Source organism: Streptomyces sp. NPDC014995, from assembly GCF_043080745.1.
Lineage (GTDB): Bacteria > Actinomycetota > Actinomycetes > Streptomycetales > Streptomycetaceae > Streptomyces.
Map to the genome: position 1 here is coordinate 317,091 of NZ_JBIBVX010000001.1, position 22,240 is coordinate 339,330.

The 22,240-nt window shown below is 72.2% G+C and carries 18 protein-coding genes; 7 read left to right on the top strand and 11 right to left on the bottom strand.

The window, feature by feature from the left end; translation table 11 throughout:
* Positions 1-26 precede the first annotated feature (26 nt).
* The 3 genes from pepN to ACF1A1_RS01455 form a co-directional block, all read right to left on the bottom strand.
* Positions 27-2,507 (bottom strand): aminopeptidase N, encoded by a 2,481-nt coding sequence (pepN, locus tag ACF1A1_RS01445; RefSeq protein WP_391644210.1) that lies wholly within the window; start codon positions 2,505-2,507, stop codon positions 27-29.
* Positions 2,508-2,690: 183 nt separating this feature from the next.
* Positions 2,691-3,191, bottom strand: a complete 501-nt coding sequence (locus ACF1A1_RS01450) for a two-component system response regulator (protein WP_391644212.1) — start codon at positions 3,189-3,191, stop codon at positions 2,691-2,693.
* A 183-nt stretch (positions 3,192-3,374) separates the two neighbouring features.
* The gene (locus ACF1A1_RS01455; protein WP_391644214.1) at positions 3,375-3,716 is read right to left on the bottom strand and encodes a chorismate mutase; all 342 of its coding nucleotides are present in this window, start codon (positions 3,714-3,716) and stop codon (positions 3,375-3,377) included.
* 484 nt (positions 3,717-4,200) lie between these two features.
* Here ACF1A1_RS01455 and ACF1A1_RS01460 point away from each other — a divergent pair, with 484 nt between their 5' ends.
* On the top strand, positions 4,201-5,088 hold the full coding sequence (locus ACF1A1_RS01460; RefSeq protein WP_391644216.1) for a hypothetical protein: 888 nt from the start codon (positions 4,201-4,203) through the stop codon (positions 5,086-5,088).
* Positions 5,089-5,093: 5 nt separating this feature from the next.
* On the opposite strand, the gene ACF1A1_RS01465 is transcribed toward ACF1A1_RS01460, so the two are convergent.
* The gene (locus ACF1A1_RS01465; RefSeq protein ID WP_391644218.1) at positions 5,094-5,999 is read right to left on the bottom strand and encodes an SDR family oxidoreductase; all 906 of its coding nucleotides are present in this window, start codon (positions 5,997-5,999) and stop codon (positions 5,094-5,096) included.
* On the bottom strand, positions 5,996-6,757 hold the full coding sequence (locus ACF1A1_RS01470) for an SDR family oxidoreductase (protein ID WP_391644220.1): 762 nt from the start codon (positions 6,755-6,757) through the stop codon (positions 5,996-5,998). Before ACF1A1_RS01470 ends, ACF1A1_RS01465 begins: the two co-directional genes overlap by 4 nt.
* A 54-nt stretch (positions 6,758-6,811) precedes the next feature.
* Between ACF1A1_RS01470 and ACF1A1_RS01475 the strand changes: the two genes are divergently transcribed.
* Genes ACF1A1_RS01475 through ACF1A1_RS01490 form a run of 4 tightly spaced genes read left to right on the top strand, consistent with a single transcriptional unit; the run spans position 6,812 to position 10,204 of the window.
* Positions 6,812-7,558, top strand: a complete 747-nt coding sequence (locus ACF1A1_RS01475) for an enoyl-CoA hydratase family protein (protein WP_391644222.1) — start codon at positions 6,812-6,814, stop codon at positions 7,556-7,558.
* Positions 7,555-8,406, top strand: a complete 852-nt coding sequence (locus tag ACF1A1_RS01480) for a CoA transferase subunit A (RefSeq protein WP_391644224.1) — start codon at positions 7,555-7,557, stop codon at positions 8,404-8,406. The genes ACF1A1_RS01475 and ACF1A1_RS01480 overlap by 4 nt, the downstream gene beginning before the upstream one ends.
* Positions 8,403-9,146, top strand: a complete 744-nt coding sequence (locus ACF1A1_RS01485; RefSeq protein WP_391644226.1) for a CoA-transferase subunit beta — start codon at positions 8,403-8,405, stop codon at positions 9,144-9,146. Before ACF1A1_RS01480 ends, ACF1A1_RS01485 begins: the two co-directional genes overlap by 4 nt.
* Positions 9,146-10,204, top strand: a complete 1,059-nt coding sequence (locus ACF1A1_RS01490; RefSeq protein WP_391644228.1) for an NAD(P)H-dependent flavin oxidoreductase — start codon at positions 9,146-9,148, stop codon at positions 10,202-10,204. The genes ACF1A1_RS01485 and ACF1A1_RS01490 overlap by 1 nt, the downstream gene beginning before the upstream one ends.
* An 8-nt stretch (positions 10,205-10,212) precedes the next feature.
* Here ACF1A1_RS01490 and ACF1A1_RS01495 read toward each other — a convergent pair whose 3' ends face one another.
* From ACF1A1_RS01495 to ACF1A1_RS01505, 3 genes are read right to left on the bottom strand one after another with little or no spacing between them, the layout of a single operon-like run.
* Positions 10,213-11,370: an acetyl-CoA C-acetyltransferase gene (locus tag ACF1A1_RS01495; protein WP_391644230.1), complete on the bottom strand. Its 1,158-nt coding sequence runs from the start codon at positions 11,368-11,370 to the stop codon at positions 10,213-10,215.
* Positions 11,371-11,387: 17 nt separating this feature from the next.
* Entirely contained in the window at positions 11,388-11,999 is a 612-nt protein-coding gene (locus ACF1A1_RS01500) for a TetR/AcrR family transcriptional regulator (RefSeq protein ID WP_391644232.1), read from the bottom strand.
* Positions 12,000-12,021: 22 nt separating this feature from the next.
* Positions 12,022-12,813, bottom strand: a complete 792-nt coding sequence (locus ACF1A1_RS01505) for an SDR family oxidoreductase (RefSeq protein ID WP_391644234.1) — start codon at positions 12,811-12,813, stop codon at positions 12,022-12,024.
* A gap of 96 nt (positions 12,814-12,909) precedes the next feature.
* On the opposite strand from ACF1A1_RS01505, the gene ACF1A1_RS01510 reads away from it, so the two are divergent.
* Both ACF1A1_RS01510 and ACF1A1_RS01515 read left to right on the top strand, forming a co-directional pair.
* Entirely contained in the window at positions 12,910-14,049 is a 1,140-nt protein-coding gene (locus ACF1A1_RS01510) for an acyl-CoA dehydrogenase family protein (RefSeq protein WP_391644236.1), read from the top strand.
* On the top strand, positions 14,049-14,996 hold the full coding sequence (locus tag ACF1A1_RS01515; protein ID WP_391644238.1) for an acyl-CoA dehydrogenase family protein: 948 nt from the start codon (positions 14,049-14,051) through the stop codon (positions 14,994-14,996). The genes ACF1A1_RS01510 and ACF1A1_RS01515 overlap by 1 nt, the downstream gene beginning before the upstream one ends.
* Position 14,997: 1 nt before the next feature.
* Here the strand turns inward: ACF1A1_RS01515 and ACF1A1_RS01520 are convergent, their stop codons facing one another.
* The 3 genes from ACF1A1_RS01520 to gltB form a co-directional block, all read right to left on the bottom strand.
* Positions 14,998-15,726, bottom strand: coding sequence for a vWA domain-containing protein (locus ACF1A1_RS01520; protein WP_391644240.1), 729 nt, complete (start codon positions 15,724-15,726; stop codon positions 14,998-15,000).
* A gap of 152 nt (positions 15,727-15,878) precedes the next feature.
* Positions 15,879-17,342, bottom strand: coding sequence for a glutamate synthase subunit beta (locus tag ACF1A1_RS01525; RefSeq protein WP_391644242.1), 1,464 nt, complete (start codon positions 17,340-17,342; stop codon positions 15,879-15,881).
* Positions 17,335-21,933 carry a glutamate synthase large subunit gene (gene gltB, locus ACF1A1_RS01530; RefSeq protein WP_391644244.1) on the bottom strand — a complete coding sequence of 1,533 codons (4,599 nt, stop codon included), beginning with the start codon at positions 21,931-21,933 and terminating at the stop codon, positions 17,335-17,337. The genes ACF1A1_RS01525 and gltB overlap by 8 nt, the downstream gene beginning before the upstream one ends.
* Positions 21,934-22,240 lie beyond the last annotated feature (307 nt).

The following is a 22,240-nucleotide window of genomic DNA, read 5'->3' on the forward strand; positions in this document are numbered from 1 at the left end:
CCGGCGCGTGGGGTTCGGCCTTGTCGTTACGCTCCCTGCACGCGCAACGCCCGCCGCAGGTCGTCGAGTTGGTCCACGAGCTTGCGTCGCAGCGCCGGGATGGGGTCGGCCTCGCGCAGACAGGTCTCGCCGAGGGTCAGGTTCTCGGTGTCGACGGCGTGCGCGGGGAAGGCCCAGCGGCCGGCGGCCTCGGCGATGGCGGGGCCGCGGCGGGCGGCGAGGGTGACCGCGTCCTGGTAGAAGCGCGGCACGTACTCCCGCACCAGATCGGCCTGTTCGGGCTGCCAGAAGCCCTGGGCGGTGGCGGTGAAGAGGTAGTTGGAGAGGTCGTCGGTCTCGAACATGGCTGCCCAGGCGGTGCGCTTGGTCTCCGGGTCGGGGAGGGCGGCACGGCAGCGGGCGGCGCCTTCCTGGCCGGTGGCGGAGGGGTCGCGGCGCAGTTCGGCGGCGATCGTGCTCTCGTCGGTGGCGCCGAGGACGGCGAGCCGGGCCAGGACGCGCCAGCGCAGGTCGGGGTCGAGTTCGGGGCCGCCGGGCACGGTGCCGTCGGCGAGCCAGGCGGCGATCGTGTCGGGATGGGCGGCGACGTCGATGAAGTGGCGTACCGCGATCAGGCGCAGGCCGGGGTGGTCGCCGTCCTCGGTGCGGCGGATGAGGTCGCGGCAGAGGGAGGAGAGGGTGGCCAGGGCGGCGGGGCGTTCCTGCGGGGTGACGTAGCGGTCGGCGACCTGGGCGGAGGCGAACGCGAGGACGCCCTGGGCGAGGGCCAGGTCGGTCTCGCGCGGGAGGTGGGTGCGGGCGGTCTCCAGGTAGGCGGTGGGGGCGAGGGCGCCGTCGCGGACCGCGTCGCGCAGGGCGTTCCAGACGACGGCCCGGGTCAGCGGGTCGGGCAGGCGGGACAGGCCGGTGCGGACGGCTTCGAAGGACGGGGTGTCGAAGCGGACCTTGGCATAGGTGAGGTCGCCGTCGTTGAGGAGGAGCAGGGCGGGCCGCTTGCCGATGGGCTGCGGTGCGCTCTGCGGGAGGTCCAGGTCGAGGCGTTCGCGCAGGGTGAGGCGGCCCTCCTCGGTGAGGTCCTGGTCGTAGAGGCCGACGGCGATGCGGTGCGGGCGGCTGCCGGTGTGTTCGACGGTGAGGGTGCAGGCGCCGGCGTCGGTGGTGAGGGTGGGGGTGAGGGTGTCGACGCCGGTGGTGCGCAGCCAGGCGTCGGCCCAGGCGTGGACGTCGCGTTCGGTGGCGTCGGCGAGGGAGTCGATGAAGTCGGCGAGGGTGGCGTTGGCGAACCTGTGGCGGGCGAAGTGGGTGTTGATGCCGGCCAGGAAGTCCTTCTCGCCGAGCCAGGTGACGAGTTGGCGCAGGGCGGAGGCGCCCTTGGCGTAGGAGATGCCGTCGAAGTTGAGGAGGGCGGAGGCGGTGTCCTCGACGTTCTCGGGGGCGACGGGGTGGGTGGAGGGGCGCTGGTCGGCGTCGTAGCCCCAGGCCTTGCGGACGACGCCGAAGTCGACCCAGGTGTTGGTGAAGCGGGTGGCTTCGGTGAGGGTCTGGTAGCCCATGTACTCGGCGAAGGACTCGTTCAGCCAGATGTCGTCCCACCACTTGAGGGTGACGAGGTCGCCGAACCACATGTGGGCCATCTCGTGGGCGATGACCATGGCGCGGGTCTGGCGTTCGGTGTCGGTGACGGCGGAGCGGTAGACGAACTCGTCGCGGAAGGTGACCAGTCCGGGGTTCTCCATGGCGCCGGCGTTGAACTCGGGGACGAACGCCTGGTCGTAGGAGTCGAAGGGGTACGGCTCCTCGAACTTCTCGTGGTAGCGGTCGTAGCACTGCCGGGTGATCTCGAGGATCTCGTCGGCGTCGGCGTCCAGGTGGGGGGCGAGCGAGCGGCGGCAGTGGATGCCGAAGGGCAGGCCGCGGTGTTCGGTGCGGACGGAGTGCCAGGGGCCGGCGGCGACGGCGACGAGGTAGGTGGAGATCAGCGGGGTGGGCGCGGCCTGCCAGCGGCCGTCGCCGAGGTGTTCGGTGATGCCGTTGGACAGGACGGTCCAGCCCTGGGGAGCCTTGACTGACAGGTCGAAGACGGCCTTCAGGTCGGGCTGGTCGAAGGCGACGAAGACGCGCTGGACGTCCTCCATGAACAGCTGGGTGTAGACGTAGGTCTCGCCGTCGGACGGGTCGGTGAAGCGGTGCATGCCCTCGCCGGTGCGGGAGTAGCGCATGCTCGCCCGGATGCGCAGCTCGTGGTCGCCGGCGGTCAGGTTCTTCAGGGGCAGCCGGTTGTCGTCCAGGGTCTCCGGGTCGAGGGGCTCGCCGTCGAGGGTGACGGAGCGCAGTTCGGCCGGCCTGAGCTCGACGAAGGTGTCCGCGGCCGTGCGCGCGGTGAACCGGATGACCGTCCGGGACTCGAAGGTCTCGTCACCGGTGGTCAGGTCGAGCTCGATGGTGTAGCGGTGGACGTCGAGGAGCTGGGCGCGGGTCTGCGCTTCGTCGCGCGTCAGTACGGACATGCAGGCCATGCTGCCCGATGGCGTGGGCGGGGCACAGGGGCGGATCGGTACGTGCGGTTTGTCTGTTGCTGCGGTGGGGGGCGCGGGGGGCCGGGGGTGGGGGCTCCGGGGGGGCCGGGCGCGGGGGCGCCCGAGCCGGGGTGCGCGCCGGGCGCGGGGCGCCGGGCGTGGGGACGCCGTGGCTTATGACGCTGCTGGTGCCGTCGGGCCGTGGGCGTCCGCCTCGCGTTGGACGGGGACCAAGGTGTGGTCGTTGACGAGGGCGCGCAGTGTCCGTACTTCGTGCTGGAGGGCCACGTGGCGCTGGTGGGCGTCGTAGAGGTAGCGGACCTTGGTGCGCAGGGCCCAGGGGTCGACGGGCTTCAGGACCAGGTCGGCCACGCCGAGGCCGAAGGCGGCGGAGGTCAGTTCCTGGTCGAGGCCGAAGCCGGTGAGCAGGATGACGGGGATGTGCTGGGTCTGCTCCAGGCGTCGCATGTAGCGGACGACGTCCAGGCCGCTGACGCCGGGCATGCGCACGTCCAGCAGGAGCAGGCCCACCTGGCCGCGCAGAACGTGCTTGAGGGCCTCGTCGCCGCCGGTGGCGCGGGCGAGCCGGTAGCCCAGCGGGGCCAGGACGTTCTCCAGCGCGTACAGCGTGTCCTGGTGGTCGTCGACGATGAGGATCTTGGCATCCGGTGGCATGACCGCCGTCCCTCCCCGCGATGGGACCACCAGCTTACGACCGAATGCTGACCGGCCGTGCCCGGTGACTGACGCGCGGTGCCCGCCGGCGGGGGTGCGGGGCGGGCGGCGGTGGGTGCCGGGGTGTGGTCGGGGCGCGGGTGGGGGTGCTTCCGTGTGCCGGTCGGGGGCCGTCCGTCGAGGTCAGGAGCGGGTGCCGTGGACGGCGTCCTCGGCGATGCGCTCGTGGTGGCGGATCACCTCGGCGATGATGAAATTGAGGAACTTCTCAGCGAAGGCCGGGTCCAGCTTGGCGTTCTCGGCGAGGGCGCGCAGCCGGGCGATCTGGCGGGCCTCGCGGGCCGGGTCGGCCGCGGGCAGCTGGTGGCGGGCCTTGAGGAGGCCGACCTGCTGGGTGGCCTTGAAGCGTTCGGCGAGCATGTGCACTACGGCCGCGTCGATGTTGTCGATGCTGTCGCGCAGCCGCGCGAGCTCCTCGTGGACCGCGGGGTCGACGGCATCGGTTCCGTTGTGGCTGGTGGTCATGGGCGTTCACCCTAGTGCGTTGCCGGATCGGGGCTGTCTTCGGCCGGGCGCGCCTGCGCCTGCCGTTCGTCGTGGGTCGGGGTCGTGGCGGTGCGGCGAGCCCGTCGCCGGTTGGGCGTACTGCTGCCTGCCGGCAGAAGTGGAACTTGGCTGTGCAGCGCTGAGCGACGGGCTGCGCCGCACCGCCACGACCCACTCCCGCCGTCGTGCGAGTGCGGGGGTGTGGGGCGATGACTGCTGCGGTCCGTGGGTCGGGGGGGGGCGAGTGCGGAAGTGCGGTGGTGACGACTGCTGTGGTGCGGGGGTGGCGAGTGCGGTGCGTGGTGGTCCGACTGCTGCGATGCGGTGGTGGTCCTGATTGCTTCGGGTGGCGGTGGTGGGGGCGGTCCTGTTGTTGCGGTGACTTCTGCGGCTGGGGGGCGCGGCTTGTGGGGGCCGGCTCGTAGAGTGGGAAGCGGGTTCACGGCGTCTTGGGGGTGCGGGCGTGGGCAGCGGCGGAGCGGTCGAGCACGGGTATCCGCATCTGGAGACGGTGCGGGGTGCCATCACCACGCTCTACAGGCGGTTGTCCTACGACACCGTCCATCAGTTCGACACGAGCGTGGCCCCGGTCGACGTGGCGTTCTGCGACACCGACGATCTTCATTTGGGGGCGCAGCGGGTGGCGCGGGAGCTGGTGCGGCACTTTCGGCTGCCGGACGCCCGGTTGGTCGTCGGCTTCCGGGAGATGGAGCAGGCGGCGAACGTCGAACTGGCGGCGGGGCCCGAGTACTTCGTGGAGCTGAACGACCGGTTCCGTAGGCACCGGCGGGACATCGGGGCGGCCCTGGCGCACGAGATCATGCATGTGTTCCTGCATCGCCTGGATCTCTCGTTTCCGGGCACGCGCGACAACGAGATCCTGACGGACACGGCCACGACGTACCTGGGGGCGGGCTGGCTGCTGCTCGACGCCTACCGGGAGGACGCGGACTCCTCGCAGAAGCTGGGGTATCTGACGCCGGAGGAGTTCGGGTACGTGCTGGCCAAGCGGGCGGTGCTGTTCGGTGAGGATCCGTCGGTGTGGTTCACCAGTCCGCAGGCGTACACGGCCTATGTGAAGGGGCGGGAGCTGGCCCGGCTCGATGAGCGGCAGCCGCCGTTGACGGCGGCGGGGTGGGCCGGTCGGCGGCGCTACTTCCGTGATCGCCGTCATGCGCAGGACCTGCGGCCCGTCGCGGACGCCGCGTACTCGTTCGTGCCGGATGCCCGGGGGCCGCTGCGGGTGACGTTTCCGTGCCCGACCTGTCACCAGCGGATCAGGGTGCCGGTGCGGGGGCGGGTGCGGGCTCGGTGCGCCCTGTGCAGGACGGTGCTGGAGTGTGACACGTAGGCGGTTCAGGTCCCGTGGACCGGTAGCGGCGGCTCGGCCTCGGTGAGGAGTTTGCGTGCGGTCTCGCCTGCTTCCGCGGGGGTCCGGCGGGCCCCTTTGTCGGCGGTGGGGCCCGGGCGCCAGCCCTCCATGACCGTGATGCGGCCGCCCTCCGCCTCGAAGACCCGGCCGGTGACGCCGGCGCTCGCCGGGGAGCCCAGCCAGACGACCAGGGGCGAGACGTTGTCGGGGGCCATCGGGTCGAAGCCGGTGGCGGGTGCGGCCATGGTCTCGGCGAAGGTGCGTTCGGTCATGCGGGTGCGGGCGACCGGGGCGATCGCGTTGACCTGGACGCCGTAGCGGGCGAGTTCGGCGGCGGCCACGAGGGTCAGGGCGAGGATTCCGGCCTTGGCCGCGCTGTAGTTGGCCTGTCCGAGGGAGCCGAGCAGTCCCGCGCCGCTGCTGGTGTTGACGACCCGGGCGGCGGGGGGGCGGCCTGCCTTGGTCTCGGCCCGCCAGTGCGCGGCGGCGTGTCTGAGGGGGAGGAAGTGGCCCTTGAGGTGGACGCGTACGACGGCGTCCCAGTCGTCGTCGGTGAGGTTGACCAGCATGCGGTCGCGCAGGAAGCCGGCGTTGTTGACGAGGGTGTCGAGTCGGCCGTACGTGCGCAGTGCGGTGGTGACGAGGGTGGCGGCGCCCTCGGGTGTGGTGATGTCGCCGGTGTGTGCCACCGCCTCGCCGCCCGCCTCGCGGATCTCGTCGGCGACCCGGGCGGCCGGGCTGTCGGGGTGGGGGGTGCCGTCGAGGCCGACGCCGAGGTCGTTGACGACGACGCGGGCGCCCTCGGCGGCGAAGGCGAGGGCGTGGGCGCGGCCGAGGCCCCGGCCGGCGCCGGTGACGACGACGACCCGTTCCGCGCAGATTCCGCTCATCTCACGTCTCCCTGTTGACGGTTGCCGTGGTTGACGGTGGCCGCGTCCAGGAACGCGGGACGTTCTCCGCCGCCGTGGACGAGAAGGCTGGCTCCGGTGATGTAGGCGGCGGCTTCGGAGGCGAGGAAGACGGCCGCGGCGCCGACGTCGGAGGGCTCGGCGAGGCGGCCGAGCGGGACGGTGCGGGAGACGGCGGCGATGCCGTCGTCCTCGCCGTAGTGGAGGTGGGACCGCTCGGTGCGGACCATGCCCACGACGAGGGTGTTGACGCGGACGTCCGGCGCCCATTCCACGGCCATCGAGCGGGCGAGGTTCTCCAGGCCCGCCTTGGCCGCTCCGTAGGCGGCCGCGCCGGGTGAGGGGCGGCTGCCGCTGACGCTGCCGATCATCACGATCGAGCCCCGGCTGCGCCGCAGGTGGTCGTAGGCGGCGAGGGAGGTGGTCAGCGGGGCCAGGAGGTTGAGTTCGAGGACGCGGAGGTGCCGTGCGGCCTCGGCCCGGGCGAGGGGGCGGTAGGGGGCGCCGCCCGCGTTGTTGACGAGGACGTCGAGGCGGGGCAGTTCGGTGAAGAAGCGCCGTACGGCGTCGGCGTCCCGTACGTCCAGCGGCTTGAACTCCGTTTCGGGCAGGGGCGTCTCCGGGGGGCGGCGGGCGCAGATCACGACCTCGGCGCCGGTCTCGGCGAAGGCCTGCGCGATGCCGGCGCCGACCCCCCGGGTGCCGCCGGTGACGACCACGACCCTCCCGTTCGGCTGCATTCGCCGCTACCCTTCGTCTAACAAACGTTTGGTGGAAAGGTAGCTGATGCTTCCATGGGTGTCTCCACCTCGTCCCCGGAAAAGGGGATTTCCGTCGTCACCGTCGACTTCCCGCCGGTGAACGCCCTGCCGGTGGCGGGCTGGTTCGCGCTGGCCGACGCCGTGCGCGCGGCGGGCCTCGACCGGGAGACCCGGTGCGTGGTGCTGGCGGCCGAGGGGCGGGGGTTCAACGCGGGCGTGGACATCAAGGAGATCCGGACGCGGGGGCCGAGCGCGCTGGCCGGCGCCAACCGGGGCTGTTTCGCGGCCTTCTCGGCGGTGTACGAGTGCGAGGTGCCCGTGGTGGCGGCGGTACAGGGCTTCTGCCTGGGCGGGGGCGTCGGGCTGGTGGGGAACGCGGACGTGATCGTGGCGAGCGAGGACGCCGCCTTCGGTCTGCCCGAGCTGGACCGGGGGGCGCTGGGTGCGGCCACGCACCTGGCCCGGCTGGTCCCGCAGCACCTGATGCGCGCCCTGTACTTCACCTCGCGCACGGTCACGGCGGCCGAGCTGCACGCGCACGGGTCGGTGTGGCGGGTCGTACCGCGCGGCGCGCTCCCGTCGGCCGCGCTGGAGCTGGCCCGCGAGATCGCCGCCAAGGACGGGGAACTGCTCCGTCTCGCCAAGGCGGCCATCAACGGCATCGACCCGGTCGACGTGCGCCGCAGCTACCGCTTCGAGCAGGGCTTCACCTTCGAGGCGAGCGTCACCGGGGTGGCGGACCGGGTCCGTGACGGGTTCGGGAAGGAGGGCTCCAGGTGAGGGACAAGACGATGACCGCCGACGAGATGGTCTCCCGGCTGGAGAGCGGGATGACCCTCGGCATCGGCGGCTGGGGCTCGCGCCGCAAGCCGATGGCCCTGGTCCGCGCGCTGCTGCGGTCCGCCGTCACCGACCTCACGGTCGTCTCGTACGGCGGCCCGGACGTGGGCATGCTCGCGGCGGCCGGCCGGATCCGCAGGCTGGTCACCGCCTTCGTCACCCTCGACTCGATCCCGCTCGAACCGCACTACCGGGCGGCACGCGAGCACGGGGCCCTGGAGCTGACGGAGGTCGACGAGGCGATGTTCATGTGGGGGCTGCGCGCGGCCGCCCACCGGATGCCCTTCCTGCCGGTGCGCGCCGGACTCGGATCGGACGTGATGCGGGTCAACCCCGGCCTGCGCACGGTGACGTCGCCGTACGAGGACGGGGAGACGTTCGTCGCCATGCCCGCCCTGCGGCTGGACGCGGCGCTGGTGCACGTGGGGCGGGCCGACCGGCGGGGCAACGGGCAGTACCTCGGTCCGGACCCGTACTTCGACGACCTGTTCTGCGAGGCGGCCGACGCGGCGTACGTCTCCTGCGAGCGGATCGTGGACACGGCCGAGCTGACGAAGGAGGCCGCGCCGCAGACGCTGCTGATCAAGCGGCACACGGTGACGGGCGTGATCGAGGCACCGCGGGGCGCGCACTTCACGTCCTGCGCGCCCGACTACGGGCGGGACGAGGCCTTCCAGCGGGAGTACGCGCGCCTGCCGTGGGCGGAGTTCGCCGGGCGGTTCCTGGAGGGCGAGGGCGAGCAGGGGTACCGGGCGGCCGTGCGGGCCTGGCGGGGGGAGCGGTCATGAGCGCGGCGCATCCCGTCCCTCTCTCCCCGCCCACCCGCGCCGAGTACTGCGTGATCGCCTGCGCCGAGGCCTGGCGGGACGCGGGCGAGACCCTGGCGAGTCCGATGGGCCTGGTCCCGTCCGTCGGCGCGCGGCTCGCCCGGCGCACCTTCGCCCCGGAACTGCTGCTGACCGACGGCGAGGCGATGCTCGTGGACCCGGACGGCACCGTCGAGGGCTGGCTGCCGTACCGGCAGCACCTGGCCCTGGCCGCCGGCGGGCGGCGCCACGTGATGATGGGCGCGAGCCAGCTCGACCGGTACGGCAACCAGAACATCTCCTGCGTCGGCGACTGGGCGAAGCCGAAACGGCAACTGCTGGGGGTGCGCGGCGCGCCCGTCAACACCCTGAACCACCCGACCAGTTACTGGATCCCGAAGCACTCCCGGCGGGTCTTCGTGGAGCGGGTCGACATGGTGTGCGGGGTGGGGTACGACCATGCCGGCGGCGCCCGTCACCACCGCCTCGTGCGGGTCGTCACCGACCTCTGTGTCCTCGACTTCGCCACGCCCGACCGCTCGCTGCGGCTGGCGTCGCTGCATCCGGGGGTGACGGTGGAGGGGGTGCGGGAGGCGACGGGGTTCGCGCTCACCGTCCCGGACGAGGTGCCGTACACCCGGGCACCGACGGCGGAGGAACTGCGGCTGATCCGCGAGGTGATCGATCCGCAGCAGACCCGCGCACGGGAGGTGCCGGACTGATGGAGACCGCGCTCACCCGGCTGGTCGGGGTCCGCCACCCGATCGTGCAGACCGGGATGGGGTGGGTGGCGGGCCCGCGTCTGGTGTCGGCGACGGCGAACGCGGGCGCGCTGGGCGTCCTGGCCTCGGCGACCATGACCGTCGACCGGCTGCGCGAGGCGATACGGGAGGTGAAGTCCCGTACCGACGCGCCGTTCGGGGTCAACCTCCGCGCGGACGCGGGTGATGCCGGTGACCGGGTCCGCGTCATCGTCGACGAGGGGGTGCGGGTCGCGTCCTTCGCGCTCGCCCCCTCCCGGGAGCTGATCGCCGAACTGAAGGCGGCGGGCGTCGTCGTCATCCCCTCCGTCGGCGCGCGCCGGCATGCCGAGAAGGTCGCCGCGTGGGGGGCGGACGCGGTGCTCGTGCAGGGCGGGGAGGGCGGCGGTCACACCGGGGAGGTGGCGACGACGGTGCTGCTGCCGCAGGTGGTGGACGCCGTGGACGTCCCGGTCGTGGCGGCGGGCGGCTTCTTCGACGGGCGGGGCCTGGTCGCGGCGCTGGCGTACGGGGCGGCGGGGGTCGCCATGGGCACCCGGTTCCTGCTGACGTCGGACTCCACGGTGCCGGACGTGGTGAAGGCGCGGTACCTGGCGGCGACCGTCCGGGACGTGACGGTGACGCGGGCGGTGGACGGTCTGCCGCACCGCATGCTGCGTACCGAGCTGGTGGCCGCCCTGGAGGACTCCGGCCGTGCCGGGGCGCTGCTGCGGGCCGTGCGCGCAGCGGCGGGTTTCCGGCGGCTGTCCGGGCTGACCTGGCGGCAGATGGTCCGCGACGGGCTGGCGCTGCGGCACGGCAAGGAGCTGACCTGGAGTCAGCTGCTGCTCGCCGCGAACACGCCGATGCTGCTGAGGTCGGCGATGGTGGACGGCCGTGCGGATCTGGGGGTGATGGCGGCGGGGCAGGTCGCCGGGGTGATCGACGACCTGCCGTCGTGCGCGGAGCTGGTGGAGCGGATCGTGCGGGAGGCGGAGCACGCGCTCGGGACGCTGGAGGGGCTCAGGACCCCTCACTGAGCGTCACCTCACAGCCGTTCGATGATCGTCACGTTGGCCTGTCCGCCGCCCTCGCACATCGTCTGGAGGCCGAAGCGGGCGCCGGTGCGCTCGAGTTCGTGCAGCAGGGTGGTCATCAGGCGGGCGCCGGTGGCGCCGAGGGGGTGGCCGAGGGCGATCGCGCCGCCGTTGACGTTGACCTTGGCGGGGTTCGCGCCGGTCTCCTTCAGCCAGGCCAGGACGACCGGTGCGAACGCCTCGTTGATCTCGACGAGGTCGATGTCGTCGATCGTCAGGCCGGTCTTCTTCAGGGCGTGGGCGGTGGCGGGGATGGGAGCCGTCAGCATGCGGATCGGGTCCTCGCCGCGCACGGAGAGGTGGTGCACGCGGGCCCGGGGCCGCAGCCCGTGCTCGCGGACGGCGTCCTGCGACGCCAGCAGCAGGGCGGCGGCGCCGTCGGAGACCTGCGAGGAGCAGGCGGCCGTGATCGTGCCGCCGTCGATGACCGGCTTCAGCGCGGCCATCTTCGCCAGGGAGGTGTCCCGGCGCGGCCCCTCGTCGACGGTGACGTCGCCGTAGGGCACGGTCTCCCGCTCGAAGCGGCCCTCGTCGATCGCCCGGACCGCCCGCTCGTGCGAGCGCAGCGCGTACTCCTCCTGGTCCTGCCGGCCGATGCCCCACTTGGCGGCGATCATCTCGGCGCCGGCGAACTGGTTGACGGGGCGGTCCCCGTAGCGGGCCCGCCAGCCCTCGCTGCCCGCGAAGGGGCCCTGGGTGAGGCCGAGCGGCTCGGCGGCCTGCCGGGTGGCGAAGGCGATCGGGACCTGCGACATGTTCTGCACGCCGCCCGCGACGACCAGCTCCTGCGTGCCGGAGAGCACGGCCTGCGCGGCGAAGTGCACCGCCTGCTGCGAGGATCCGCACTGCCGGTCCACGGTCACGCCCGGCACCTCCTCGGGCAGCCCGGCCGCCAGCCAGCAGGTCCGTGCGATGTCCCCGGCCTGCGGTCCGACGGCGTCCAGGCAGCCGAGGACGACGTCCTCGACGGCGGCCGGATCCACGCCGCTGCGGGCCATGAGTTCCTTGAGCACATGGGCGCCGAGGTCGGCCGGGTGCACCCCGGCGAGCCCTCCCCCGCGCCGCCCCACGGGCGTGCGGACCGCTTCGACGATGTAGGCCTCGGCCATGGCGACTCCCCAGTGAGTTACGGACGTACGGCGATCCCGTCCAGCACCATCGACAGGTACTGCCGGGCGATCTCCTCCGGGCTGTGCTGTCCGCCGGGCCGGTACCAGGACGCGGCGACCCAGACGGTGTCGCGCACGAACCGGTAGGTGAGCCGGACGTCGAGGTCGGACCGGAAGACCCGGTCGGCGACCCCGCGCTCCAGCGTGGACAGCCACGCCTTCTCGAACCTGCGCTGCGACTCGGCGAGGAACGCGAACCGGTCCTGCGCCACGAGCTGCCTGCTCTCCTTCTGGTAGATCGCGACGGCGGCCCGGTGCCGGTCGATCTCCCGGAACGACTCGGTGACCAGCGCCTCGAGGGTCTCGCGCGGCCCGAGCCCGGCGCCCAGGACGGTGTCGTAGCCGTCCCAGAGTTCGTCGAGGAAGGTGCGCAGGATCTCCTCCAGCATCGATTCCTTGGAGTCGAAGTGGTAGTAGAGGCTGCCCGCGAGCATGCCCGCGTGGTCCGCGATCCTGCGGACGGTGGTGGCGTTGTAGCCCTGCTCGGCGAAGACCTCGGCGGCGGTGTCGAGGAGTTCGCGGCGGCGGGCGGGCGCGGCGGTCACCTGGGGTTTCTTCTTCGTAGGCACGCGGACATTCTCGCCCCCCGGCTCAGGCCCGCTGGCTGCTGACCGACACGACCTCGCCGGTCATGTACGAGGAGTAGCCGGAGGCCAGGAAGACGATCACGTTGGCCACCTCCCAAGGCTCGGCGTGGCGGCCGAAGGCCTCGCGGGCGGTGAGTTCCTCGAGCAGCCGCGGTGTCGTCACCTTCGCGAGGTGGGGGTGGAGGGCGAGGCTCGGTGAGACGGCGTTGACCCGTACTCCGTAGGGCGCCGCCTCGACGGCCGCGCACCGGGTCAGCGCCATCACGCCGGCCTTCGCCGCCGCGTAGTGCGCCTGTCCGGCCTGGGCGCGCCAGCCGACGACGGAGGCGTTGTTGACGATCACGCCGCCGTCCCCCTGGTCGCGGAAGAGGCGCAGGGCGGCCCGCGTGCACCGGAAGGTCCCGTTCAGCGTCACGTCCAGCACTCGGGACCACTGTTCGTCCGTCATGTCGACGAGCGGCGAGGTGCCGCCGAGGCCGGCGTTGTTGACCACGGCGTCCAGGCGCCCGTGCGCCCGTACGGCCGCCTCGAACAGGGCCCGCACCTGGTCCTCGTCGGTGACGTCGCAGGCGACCGCGCCGACCGACGTCTCGCCGAACTCGCCGGCCAGCTCGGCCGCGTACTCCGTGAGCCGCCGCGTGTGGGCGTCGCTGATCAGTACGCGCGCGCCCTCCTCCAGGAAGCGCCGCGCGGTCGCCCCGCCGATGCCCGCGCCCGCCGCCGCGGTGATGACGGCGGTGCGTCCGCTGAGCAGCCCGTGTCCGGGTAGGTACGCCGGACCCTCGACGTCTGTCATGACAGCACGCTAACCTACCAAACACTTGTTAGGGAAGGACGCGCACAGGCCCCGTACGAGAGCGCGCACAAAGGACCCGCACGAAGGACGGTGACCGTGGACCTCTCGCTCTCCCCCTCGGACGAGGCCTTCCGGGCCGAGGCCCGCGCCTGGCTCGCCGCACACGTGCCCGCCGCGCCGCTGCCCTCGCTGGAGACCGCCGAGGGCTTCGCCGCGCACCGCGGCTGGGAGGCCGAACTGGCCGCGGACCGCTGGTCGGTGGTGAACTGGCCGACGGAGTACGGCGGCCGGGCCTCGGGCCTGGTCCGCTGGCTGCTCTTCGAGGAGGAGTACTACGCGGCCGGCGCACCCGGACGCGTCAACCAGAACGGCGTCGGCCTCCTCGCCCCGACGCTGTTCGAGCACGGCACCGAGGAGCAGCGCGCCCGTGTCCTGCCGCCCATGGCCGCCGGCGAGGTGGTCTGGGCGCAGGCCTGGTCGGAGCCCGAGGCCGGTTCGGACCTGGCGTCCCTGCGGTCCAGGGCGGTCCGTACGGAGGGCGGCTGGCTGCTCAGCGGCCAGAAGACCTGGTCCTCCCGGGCGGCCTTCGCCGACCGCGCCTTCGGCCTGTTCCGCAGCGAGCCCGGCACCCCGAAGCCCCACCAGGGCCTGACGTACCTGATGTTCGACCTGCGGGCTCCCGGCGTCACCGTCCGCCCCATCGGCCGGCTCGACGGGAAGCCGGCGTTCGCCGAGCTGTTCCTGGACGGGGTGTTCGTGCCCGACGAGGACGTGATCGGCGAGCCCGGCCAGGGCTGGCGGGTCGCGATGTCGACGGCCGCGAACGAGCGCGGGCTCACCCTGCGCTCTCCGGGGCGGTTCCTCGCCTCGGCCGGCCGCCTCCTCGGCCTGTGGCAGGCCCAGGGCAGGCCCCGGAGCGCCGGGAGAGGTGTCGCCGACGCCCTGATCGACGCCCGCGCCTACCAGTTGTTCACGTACGCCGCCGCCTCCCGCGTCCTGGCGGGCGAGCCGCTCGGACCGGAGTCCAGCCTGAACAAGGTCTTCTGGTCCGAGTACGACATCGCGCTGCACGAGACGGCCCTGGACCTGCTGGGCGGCGACGGCGAGTTGGCGGACACCGACTGGGCCGAGGGCTACGTCTTCTCCCTCGCCGGCCCCGTCTACGCGGGCACCAACGAGATCCAGCGCGACCTCATCGCCGAACGCCTGCTCGGCCTGCCGAAGGGACGTCGCTGATGCGCTTCCTCCTCGATGCCGAACAGCGGGCCTTCGCCGACTCGCTGCACGCGATGCTCACGGCCGCGGACACGCCCTCGGCGGTACGGGACTGGAGCCGCGGCGATCCCACGGCCGGCCGCGCGCTGTGGTCCCGTGTCGCGGAGGCCGGCGTCTTCGGCCTGGCGGTTCCGCAGGAGTACGGGGGGGCCGGCCTGCGGCCCGTGGCACTCGCCGTCGCCTTCGTCGAGCTGGGGCGCCACGCGGTGCCGGGACCCCTCGTGGAGACGGTGACGGCGACGGTGCTGCTCGCCGGGACGTCCCACGCCGGACGGTTCCTGCCGGGGCTCGCGGCCGGCGAGGCGATGGCGACGGTGGCGTACGACGACGCGTACGCCGTGGACGCGGACATGGCGACGCACCGCTTCTCCGTCACCCGCGACGGCCTGTGTCTGGCCGCCGGCCACGGCCCCGTCCGCCCCTCCCTCGACCCCGCCCGCCGCCTCGCCCCTCTGCTCTCGGGCGGCGAACTGCTCACCGCGCGGCCGGCCCGGCCGCACGCCCTGCGCTGGGCCCGTCTCGCCACCGCCGCACAGGCCCTCGGGGTCGGGCTCGCGCTCCTGGACCGGACCGTCGCCTACGTCGGGCAGCGCGTGCAGTTCGGCGTGCCCACGGGCTCGTTCCAGGCGGTGAAGCACCGGCTGGCGGACGCGAAGATCGCGCTGGAGTTCGCGCGCCCCCTGGTCCTCGGCGCGGCGCTCACCATGGCTCCGGCGGACGTGGCCGCCGCGAAGGTGCGCGCCTGCGAGGCCGCGTACACCGCCGCCCGTACCGCGCTGCAACTGCACGGCGCGATCGGCTACACGGCGGAGTACGACCTGTCCCTCTGGCTCACCAAGGCGCGCGCCCTGCGCACCGCCTGGGGCAGCCCGGACGAGTGCCGGGCCGAGGTCCTCGGCGCCGGCTGACTCAGCGGGCGGGGCGCACGATGCCCTGCGCCCGTGCCGCCACCAGCCACTTCGGGAACTCGCCCGTCAGCCGGTCGTACAGCTCCGCGTCCGGCACCTTCCGGGGATCCGGACCGGCGTGGAAGAAACCGGCGTTGTCGACGATCCGCTTGTCCGGCACGGACAGCTCGTCGAGCTTGCGCAGGTAGTCGAACTGCCGGCTGCCCGGGTCACCGAAGCCGATGAACTGCCAGAACAGCGGCAGCCGGGCCGCCTTGCACAGGTACCGCTCCGCGGCGAGCTTGTTGATCGGGCCGCCGTCGGTCTGGAAGACGACCAGGGCGGGCTCGGTGGAGCCGCTGTCGAGGTAGTGGTCGATGACGGCGTCCATGGCGAGGTGGTAGCCGGTCTTGCCCATGTGGCCGAGACCGGCGACGATCCGCTCGATCCGCCCCCGGTGGTCGGCGAGGGCGATCTCGGTGACGGCGTCGACGTCCGTGGAGAAGAACACGACCGGCACCCTGCCGTCGTCGTCGAGGTGCGCGGACAGTCCGAGCACCCGGTCGGCGAGCGCCTGCACGCTGCCGTCCTTGTAGTACGGCTTCATGGAGCCCGAGTAGTCGACCACCAGGTAGACGGCGGCCCGCTGCCCGTCCAGGCCGTTCTTGGTGAGGGACACCCCGGCGGTCTTGTACAGGCCGACCAGCGCGGGCGCGGTCTCCTCCACCTTGCCGAGACTGATCGCCGCCATGTCCGACTCCCCCTCGTCGCCGTTCCGGAGGCCGAAAGCCTACCCCTGGCCGGGACCGTGCGACGGCGCCTGCCCGGTCGTCCGGTCGGGGACAGTGGGGCAGGCGCCGTCAGTGTTCCGTACGCCGTTGTACGGGACGTATGGGGGGACCGTCAGACCATCAGCGCGCGGTCCGTCGGACGGATCGGGGCCGGCAGGTCGCTGGCCCCGGCCAGGAAGCGGTCGACGCCACGGGCGGCCGAGCGGCCCTCCGCGATCGCCCACACGATGAGGGACTGGCCGCGGCCGGCGTCACCGGCGACGAACACGCCCGGCACGTTGGTCTGGAAGTCGGCGTCGCGGGCGATGTTGCCGCGCTCGTCGAGCTCCAGGCCGAACTGGTCCACCAGGCCGTTCTCGCGGTCGGTGCCGGTGAAGCCCATCGCCAGCGTCACCAGCTGGGCCGGGATCTTGCGCTCGGTGCCCGGCTTCTGGGTCAGCTTGCCCTCGACGAACTCCACCTCGGTGAGGTGCAGCCACTGGACGTTGCCGTCCTCGTCGCCCTCGAAGTGGGTGGTGGAGACGGAGTAGACCCGCTCGCCGCCCTCCTCGTGGGCCGAGGTGACCTTGTAGAGCATCGGGAAGGTCGGCCACGGCTGGGAGACCGGGTTCCGCTCGTCGTTCGGGCGGGGCATGATCTCCAGCTGCGTGACGGAGGCCGCGCCCTGGCGGTGGGCGGTGCCCACGCAGTCCGCGCCGGTGTCGCCACCGCCGATGACGACGACGTGCTTGCCCTCGGCCGAGATCGGGGGCGCCACGAAGTCGCCCTCCTGGACCTTGTTGGCCAGCGGCAGGTACTCCATGGCCTGGTAGACGCCCTTGAGCTCGCGGCCCGGCACCGGCAGGTCACGGGCGGTCGTCGCGCCGGCGGCGATGACGACCGCGTCGTACCGCTTCTTCAGGTCCGTGGCCTTGAGGTCGCGGCCGATCTCGATGCCGGTGCGGAAGCGGGTGCCCTCCGCGCGCATCTGCTCGATACGGCGGTTGATGTGCCGCTTCTCCATCTTGAACTCGGGGATGCCGTACCGGAGGAGGCCTCCGACGCGGTCCGCGCGCTCGTAGACGGCGACCGTGTGACCGGCGCGGGTCAGCTGCTGGGCGGCGGCCAGACCGGCCGGGCCCGAGCCGATGACCGCGACGGTCTTGCCGGACAGGCGCTCCGGGATCTGCGGGGCGACGTCACCGGTCTCCCACGCCTTGTCGATGATCGAGACCTCGACGTTCTTGATGGTGACGGCCGGCTGGTTGATGCCCAGCACACACGCCGACTCGCACGGAGCGGGGCACAGACGGCCCGTGAACTCCGGGAAGTTGTTCGTGGCGTGCAGGCGCTCGGAGGCGGCGCCCCAGTCCTCGCGGTAGGCGTAGTCGTTCCACTCGGGGATCAGGTTCCCCAGCGGGCAGCCGTTGTGGCAGAACGGGATGCCGCAGTCCATGCACCGGCTGGCCTGCTTGCTGATGATCGGCAGCAGCGAGCCGGGGACGTAGACCTCGTTCCAGTCCTTCAGACGCACGTCCACCGGACGGGTCTTGGCGACCTCGCGACCGTGGTTGAGAAAGCCCTTGGGATCAGCCATTGGTCGCCGCCTCCATCATCTTCTCGGTGATCTCGGTCTCGGAGAGACCGGCTCGCTCGGCGGCGTCCTTGGCGGCGAGCACTGCCTTGTACGTGCTGGGGATGATCTTGCTGAAGCGCTCCACCGACACGTCCCAGTCGGCGAGCAGCTTCCCGGCGACCGTCGAGCCGGTCTCCTCGGCGTGGCGGCGCACCACGTCGTGCAGCCACTGCTTGTCCGTGTCGTCCAGCGCCTCGATCGCGTCGAGGTTGCCGACGTTGACGTTGTCGCGGTTCAGGTCGATGACGTAGGCGACGCCGCCGGACATGCCGGCCGCGAAGTTGCGGCCGGTCTCGCCGAGGATCACCGCGTGACCGCCGGTCATGTACTCGCAGCCGTGGTCGCCCACGCCCTCGGAGACGACGGTCGCGCCGGAGTTGCGGACGCAGAACCGCTCACCGGTCCGGCCGCGCAGGAACAGCTCACCGCCGGTCGCGCCGTACGCGATGGTGTTGCCCGCGATCGTCGAGTACTCGGCGAGGTGGTCGGCGCCCCGGTCGGGACGCACGATCACGCGGCCGCCGGAGAGGCCCTTGCCGACGTAGTCGTTGGCGTCGCCCTCCAGGCGCAGCGTGACGCCGCGCGGGAGGAAGGCGCCGAAGGACTGGCCCGCGGAACCGGTGAAGGTGATGTCGATGGTGTCCTCGGGCAGACCCGCCCCGCCGAACTTCTTCGTCACCTCGTGGCCGAGCATGGTGCCGACCGTGCGGTTGATGTTGCGGATGGAGACCTGGGCGCGCACCGGCTGGGCGTCGGTCGCCGAGTCGGCGGCCAGGGCGTCGGCGGCGAGCTTGATCAGCTCGTTGTCGAGCGCCTTCTCCAGGCCGTGGTCCTGGGCGACGACCTGGTGGAGGGCGGCGCCCTCGGGCAGCGACGGCACGTGGAACAGCGGCTCCAGGTTCAGGCCCTGTGCCTTCCAGTGGTCGACGGCGCGCTCGACGTCGAGGACCTCGGCGTGGCCGACGGCCTCCTCGATCGAGCGGAAGCCCAGCTCGGCCAGGAGTTCGCGGACCTCCTGGGCGATGAACTGGAAGAAGTTCACCACGTACTCGGCCTTGCCGGTGAACCGGTCGCGCAGCGTCGGGTTCTGGGTGGCGATGCCAACGGGGCAGGTGTCCAGGTGGCAGACGCGCATCATGACGCAGCCGGAGACGACGAGCGGCGCGGTCGCGAAACCGAACTCCTCGGCGCCGAGCAGCGCGGCGATGATCACGTCACGGCCGGTCTTCAGCTGGCCGTCGGTCTGCACGACGATGCGGTCGCGCAGGCCGTTGAGCAGCAGCGTCTGCTGGGTCTCGGCGAGGCCGAGTTCCCAGGGGCCGCCCGCGTGCTTCAGCGAGGTCAGCGGGGAGGCGCCCGTGCCACCGTCGTGGCCGGAGATGAGCACGACGTCCGCGTGCGCCTTCGACACACCCGCGGCGACCGTGCCGACGCCGACCTCGGAGACCAGCTTGACGTGAATCCGCGCCTGCGGGTTCGCGTTCTTCAGGTCGTGGATCAGCTGGGCGAGGTCCTCGATGGAGTAGATGTCGTGGTGCGGCGGCGGGGAGATCAGGCCGACACCGGGGGTGCTGTGCCGGGTCTTGGCGACCCAGGGGTACACCTTGTGGCCGGGCAGCTGGCCGCCCTCGCCGGGCTTGGCGCCCTGGGCCATCTTGATCTGGATGTCGTCCGCGTTGACCAGGTACTCGGAGGTGACGCCGAAGCGGCCGGAGGCGACCTGCTTGATGCTGGACCGGCGTGCCGGGTCGTACAGGCGCTCGGGGTCCTCGCCGCCCTCACCGGTGTTGGACTTGCCGCCCAGCTGGTTCATGGCGATGGCGAGGGTCTCGTGCGCCTCCTTGGAGATGGAGCCGTACGACATCGCGCCGGTGGAGAAGCGCTTGACGATCTCGGAGACCGGCTCGACCTCGTCGACGGGGATCGGGTCCCGGCCGGACTTGAAGCCGAAGAGTCCGCGGAGCGTCATGAGCCGCTCGGACTGCTCGTTCACGCGGTCCGTGTACTTCTTGAAGATGTCGTAGCGGCCGGTGCGCGTGGAGTGCTGGAGGCGGAAGACCGTCTCCGGGTCGAACAGGTGCGGCTCGCCCTCGCGGCGCCACTGGTACTCGCCGCCGATCTCCAGCGCGCGGTGGGCCGGCGCGATGCCGCTGGCCGGGTAGGCCTTGGCGTGGCGGGCGGCGACCTCCTGGGCGACGACGTCGATGCCGACGCCGCCGATCTTGGTGGCCGTACCGCTGAAGTACTTGTCGACGAACTCGTCATCGAGACCGACGGCTTCGAAGACCTGGGCGCCGCGGTAGGAGGCGACGGTCGAGATGCCCATCTTCGACATGACCTTCAGGACGCCCTTGCCGAGGGCGTAGATCAGGTTGCGGATGGCCTGCTCGGGCTCGATGCCGGACAGGAACGTCCCGGCGCGGACCAGGTCCTCGACGGACTCCATCGCCAGGTACGGGTTGACGGCGGCGGCGCCGAAGCCGATGAGCAGGGCGACGTGGTGGACCTCGCGGACGTCACCGGCCTCGACCAGCAGACCCACCTGGGTGCGCTGCTTGGTGCGGATGAGGTGGTGGTGGACGGCCGCGGTGAGCAGCAGCGACGGGATCGGCGCGTGCTCGGCGTCGGAGTGGCGGTCCGACAGGACGATCAGGCGGGCGCCGTTGTCGATGGCGGCGTCGGCCTCGGCGCAGATCTCGTCGATGCGCGCGGCGAGGGCGTCACCGCCGCCGTGCACCCGGTACAGGCCGGACAGGGTCGCGGCCTTGAAACCGGGCATGTCGCCGTCGGCGTTGATGTGGATGAGCTTGGCCAGCTCGTCGTTGTCGATGACCGGGAAGGGCAGCGTGACGGTGCGGCACGACGCGGCGGTCGGCTCCAGCAGGTTGCCCTCGGGGCCCAGCGACGAGCGCAGGGAGGTGACCAGCTCCTCGCGGATCGCGTCCAGCGGCGGGTTGGTGACCTGCGCGAACAGCTGGGTGAAGTAGTCGAAGAGCAGACGCGGGCGCGAGGACAGCGCGGCGATCGGCGAGTCGGTGCCCATCGAGCCGATCGGCTCGGCGCCGGCCTTGGCCATCGGCGCGAGGATGACGCGCAGCTCCTCCTCGGTGTAGCCGAAGGTCTGCTGGCGGCGGGTGACCGAGGCGTGCGTGTGCACGATGTGCTCGCGCTCGGGCAGGTCGCCCAGCTCGATCTCGCCGGCCTCGAGCCACTCGGCGTACGGCTTCTCGGCGGCGAGCTGGGCCTTGATCTCGTCGTCCTCGATGATGCGGTGCTCGGCGGTGTCGACGAGGAACATCCTGCCGGGCTGCAGGCGGCCCTTGCGGACGACCTTGGCGGGGTCGATGTCGAGGACGCCGACCTCGGAGCCGAGGACGACGAGGCCGTCGTCGGTGACCCAGTAGCGGCCGGGGCGCAGACCGTTGCGGTCGAGTACGGCGCCGACCTGGGTGCCGTCGGTGAACGTGACGCAGGCGGGGCCGTCCCAGGGCTCCATCATCGTGGAGTGGAACTGGTAGAAGGCGCGGCGGGCCGGGTCCATGGAGTCGTGGTTCTCCCACGCCTCCGGGATCATCATCAGCACGGAGTGCGGCAGGGAACGGCCGCCGAGGTGCAGCAGTTCGAGGACCTCGTCGAAGGACGCCGAGTCGGAGGCGTCGGGCGTACAGACCGGGAAGATGCGCTCGATGGCCTTCTCGTCGCTGCCGAACAGGTCGGAGACGAGCTGCGACTCGCGGGCGGTCATCCAGTTGCGGTTGCCCTTGACGGTGTTGATCTCACCGTTGTGCGCGACGAAGCGGTACGGGTGGGCGAGCGGCCAGCTCGGGAAGGTGTTCGTGGAGAAGCGCGAGTGGACCAGGGCGACGGCCGAGGCGAAGCGGCGGTCGGACAGGTCGGGGAAGAACGGCTCCAGCTGGCCGGTGGTCAGCATGCCCTTGTAGACGATGGTCCGTGCGGACAGCGACGGGAAGTAGACGCCGGCCTCGCGCTCGGCGCGCTTGCGCAGCACGAACGCCTTGCGGTCGAGGGCGATGCCCTGGCTCGCACCGTCGGCGACGAAGATCTCGCGGAAGACGGGCATCGTCGAACGCGCGGTGGCGCCGAGGAGTTCGGGGGCGACGGGGACCTCGCGCCAGCCGAGGACCGTGAGGCCCTCCTCGCCGGCGATCGTCTCGATCCGGGAGACGGCCTCGGCGGCGGTGTCCTCCGGCAGGAAGGCGATACCGACGGCGTAGGCACCGGCCTCGGGCAGCTCGAAACCGGCGACCTCGCGGAAGAAGGCGTCCGGGACCTGGGTGAGGATGCCCGCGCCGTCGCCGGAGTCCGGCTCGGAGCCGGTGGCGCCGCGGTGCTCGAGGTTGCGCAGAACGGTCAGCGCCTGCTCGACCAGCGTGTGGCTCGCCTCACCGGTGAGGGTGGCCACGAAGCCGACGCCACAGGCGTCGTGCTCGTTGCGGGGGTCGTACATACCCTGCGCAGCAGGGCGAGCATCCATGAAGGACCAGTTCTGGCCATTCGTGGAGTGCTGGGACGGCTGGCGCGGCGTACGCATCGGCTCTCCCGTCGTCGTCAAGTGGCATATGCAGATTGCCGAGGGACGACGTTGGCCCTCTGCGTGGGTGCAAAATTTCGTGCAGGTTACATGATGGAACGGTTCTCGGGAACCGGATACTCCGTTCCAGCATGCGGACGCCGCGGGGTGGCGACGGGGTGCCGCGGAGTCGCGACAGGTGCCGCGCACAACGGCTTGAAGTTGGTGGGGACCGAACGGGACAGATCGGTGTCCGTCGGTCCGAATCGGCGGGGAGGGCGTCGTCGCCCGCTCCGCGAGTGCGCCGCAGGCCTCATTGCCCACAGCG

Bases quoted from the DNA above. Each gene is read 5' to 3' on its own strand.
- pepN (WP_391644210.1), bottom strand. From the start codon at position 2,507: ATGTCCGTACTGACGCGCGACGAAGCGCAGACCCGCGCCCAGCTCCTC.
- ACF1A1_RS01450 (WP_391644212.1), bottom strand. From the start codon at position 3,191: ATGCCACCGGATGCCAAGATCCTCATCGTCGACGACCACCAGGACACG.
- ACF1A1_RS01455 (WP_391644214.1), bottom strand. From the start codon at position 3,716: ATGACCACCAGCCACAACGGAACCGATGCCGTCGACCCCGCGGTCCAC.
- ACF1A1_RS01465 (WP_391644218.1), bottom strand. From the start codon at position 5,999: ATGAGCGGAATCTGCGCGGAACGGGTCGTCGTCGTCACCGGCGCCGGC.
- ACF1A1_RS01470 (WP_391644220.1), bottom strand. From the start codon at position 6,757: ATGCAGCCGAACGGGAGGGTCGTGGTCGTCACCGGCGGCACCCGGGGG.
- ACF1A1_RS01475 (WP_391644222.1), top strand. From the start codon at position 6,812: ATGGGTGTCTCCACCTCGTCCCCGGAAAAGGGGATTTCCGTCGTCACC.
- ACF1A1_RS01485 (WP_391644226.1), top strand. From the start codon at position 8,403: ATGAGCGCGGCGCATCCCGTCCCTCTCTCCCCGCCCACCCGCGCCGAG.
- ACF1A1_RS01490 (WP_391644228.1), top strand. From the start codon at position 9,146: ATGGAGACCGCGCTCACCCGGCTGGTCGGGGTCCGCCACCCGATCGTG.
- ACF1A1_RS01495 (WP_391644230.1), bottom strand. From the start codon at position 11,370: ATGGCCGAGGCCTACATCGTCGAAGCGGTCCGCACGCCCGTGGGGCGG.
- ACF1A1_RS01505 (WP_391644234.1), bottom strand. From the start codon at position 12,813: ATGACAGACGTCGAGGGTCCGGCGTACCTACCCGGACACGGGCTGCTC.
- ACF1A1_RS01515 (WP_391644238.1), top strand. From the start codon at position 14,049: ATGCGCTTCCTCCTCGATGCCGAACAGCGGGCCTTCGCCGACTCGCTG.
- ACF1A1_RS01520 (WP_391644240.1), bottom strand. From the start codon at position 15,726: ATGGCGGCGATCAGTCTCGGCAAGGTGGAGGAGACCGCGCCCGCGCTG.
- ACF1A1_RS01525 (WP_391644242.1), bottom strand. From the start codon at position 17,342: ATGGCTGATCCCAAGGGCTTTCTCAACCACGGTCGCGAGGTCGCCAAG.
- gltB (WP_391644244.1), bottom strand. From the start codon at position 21,933: ATGCGTACGCCGCGCCAGCCGTCCCAGCACTCCACGAATGGCCAGAAC.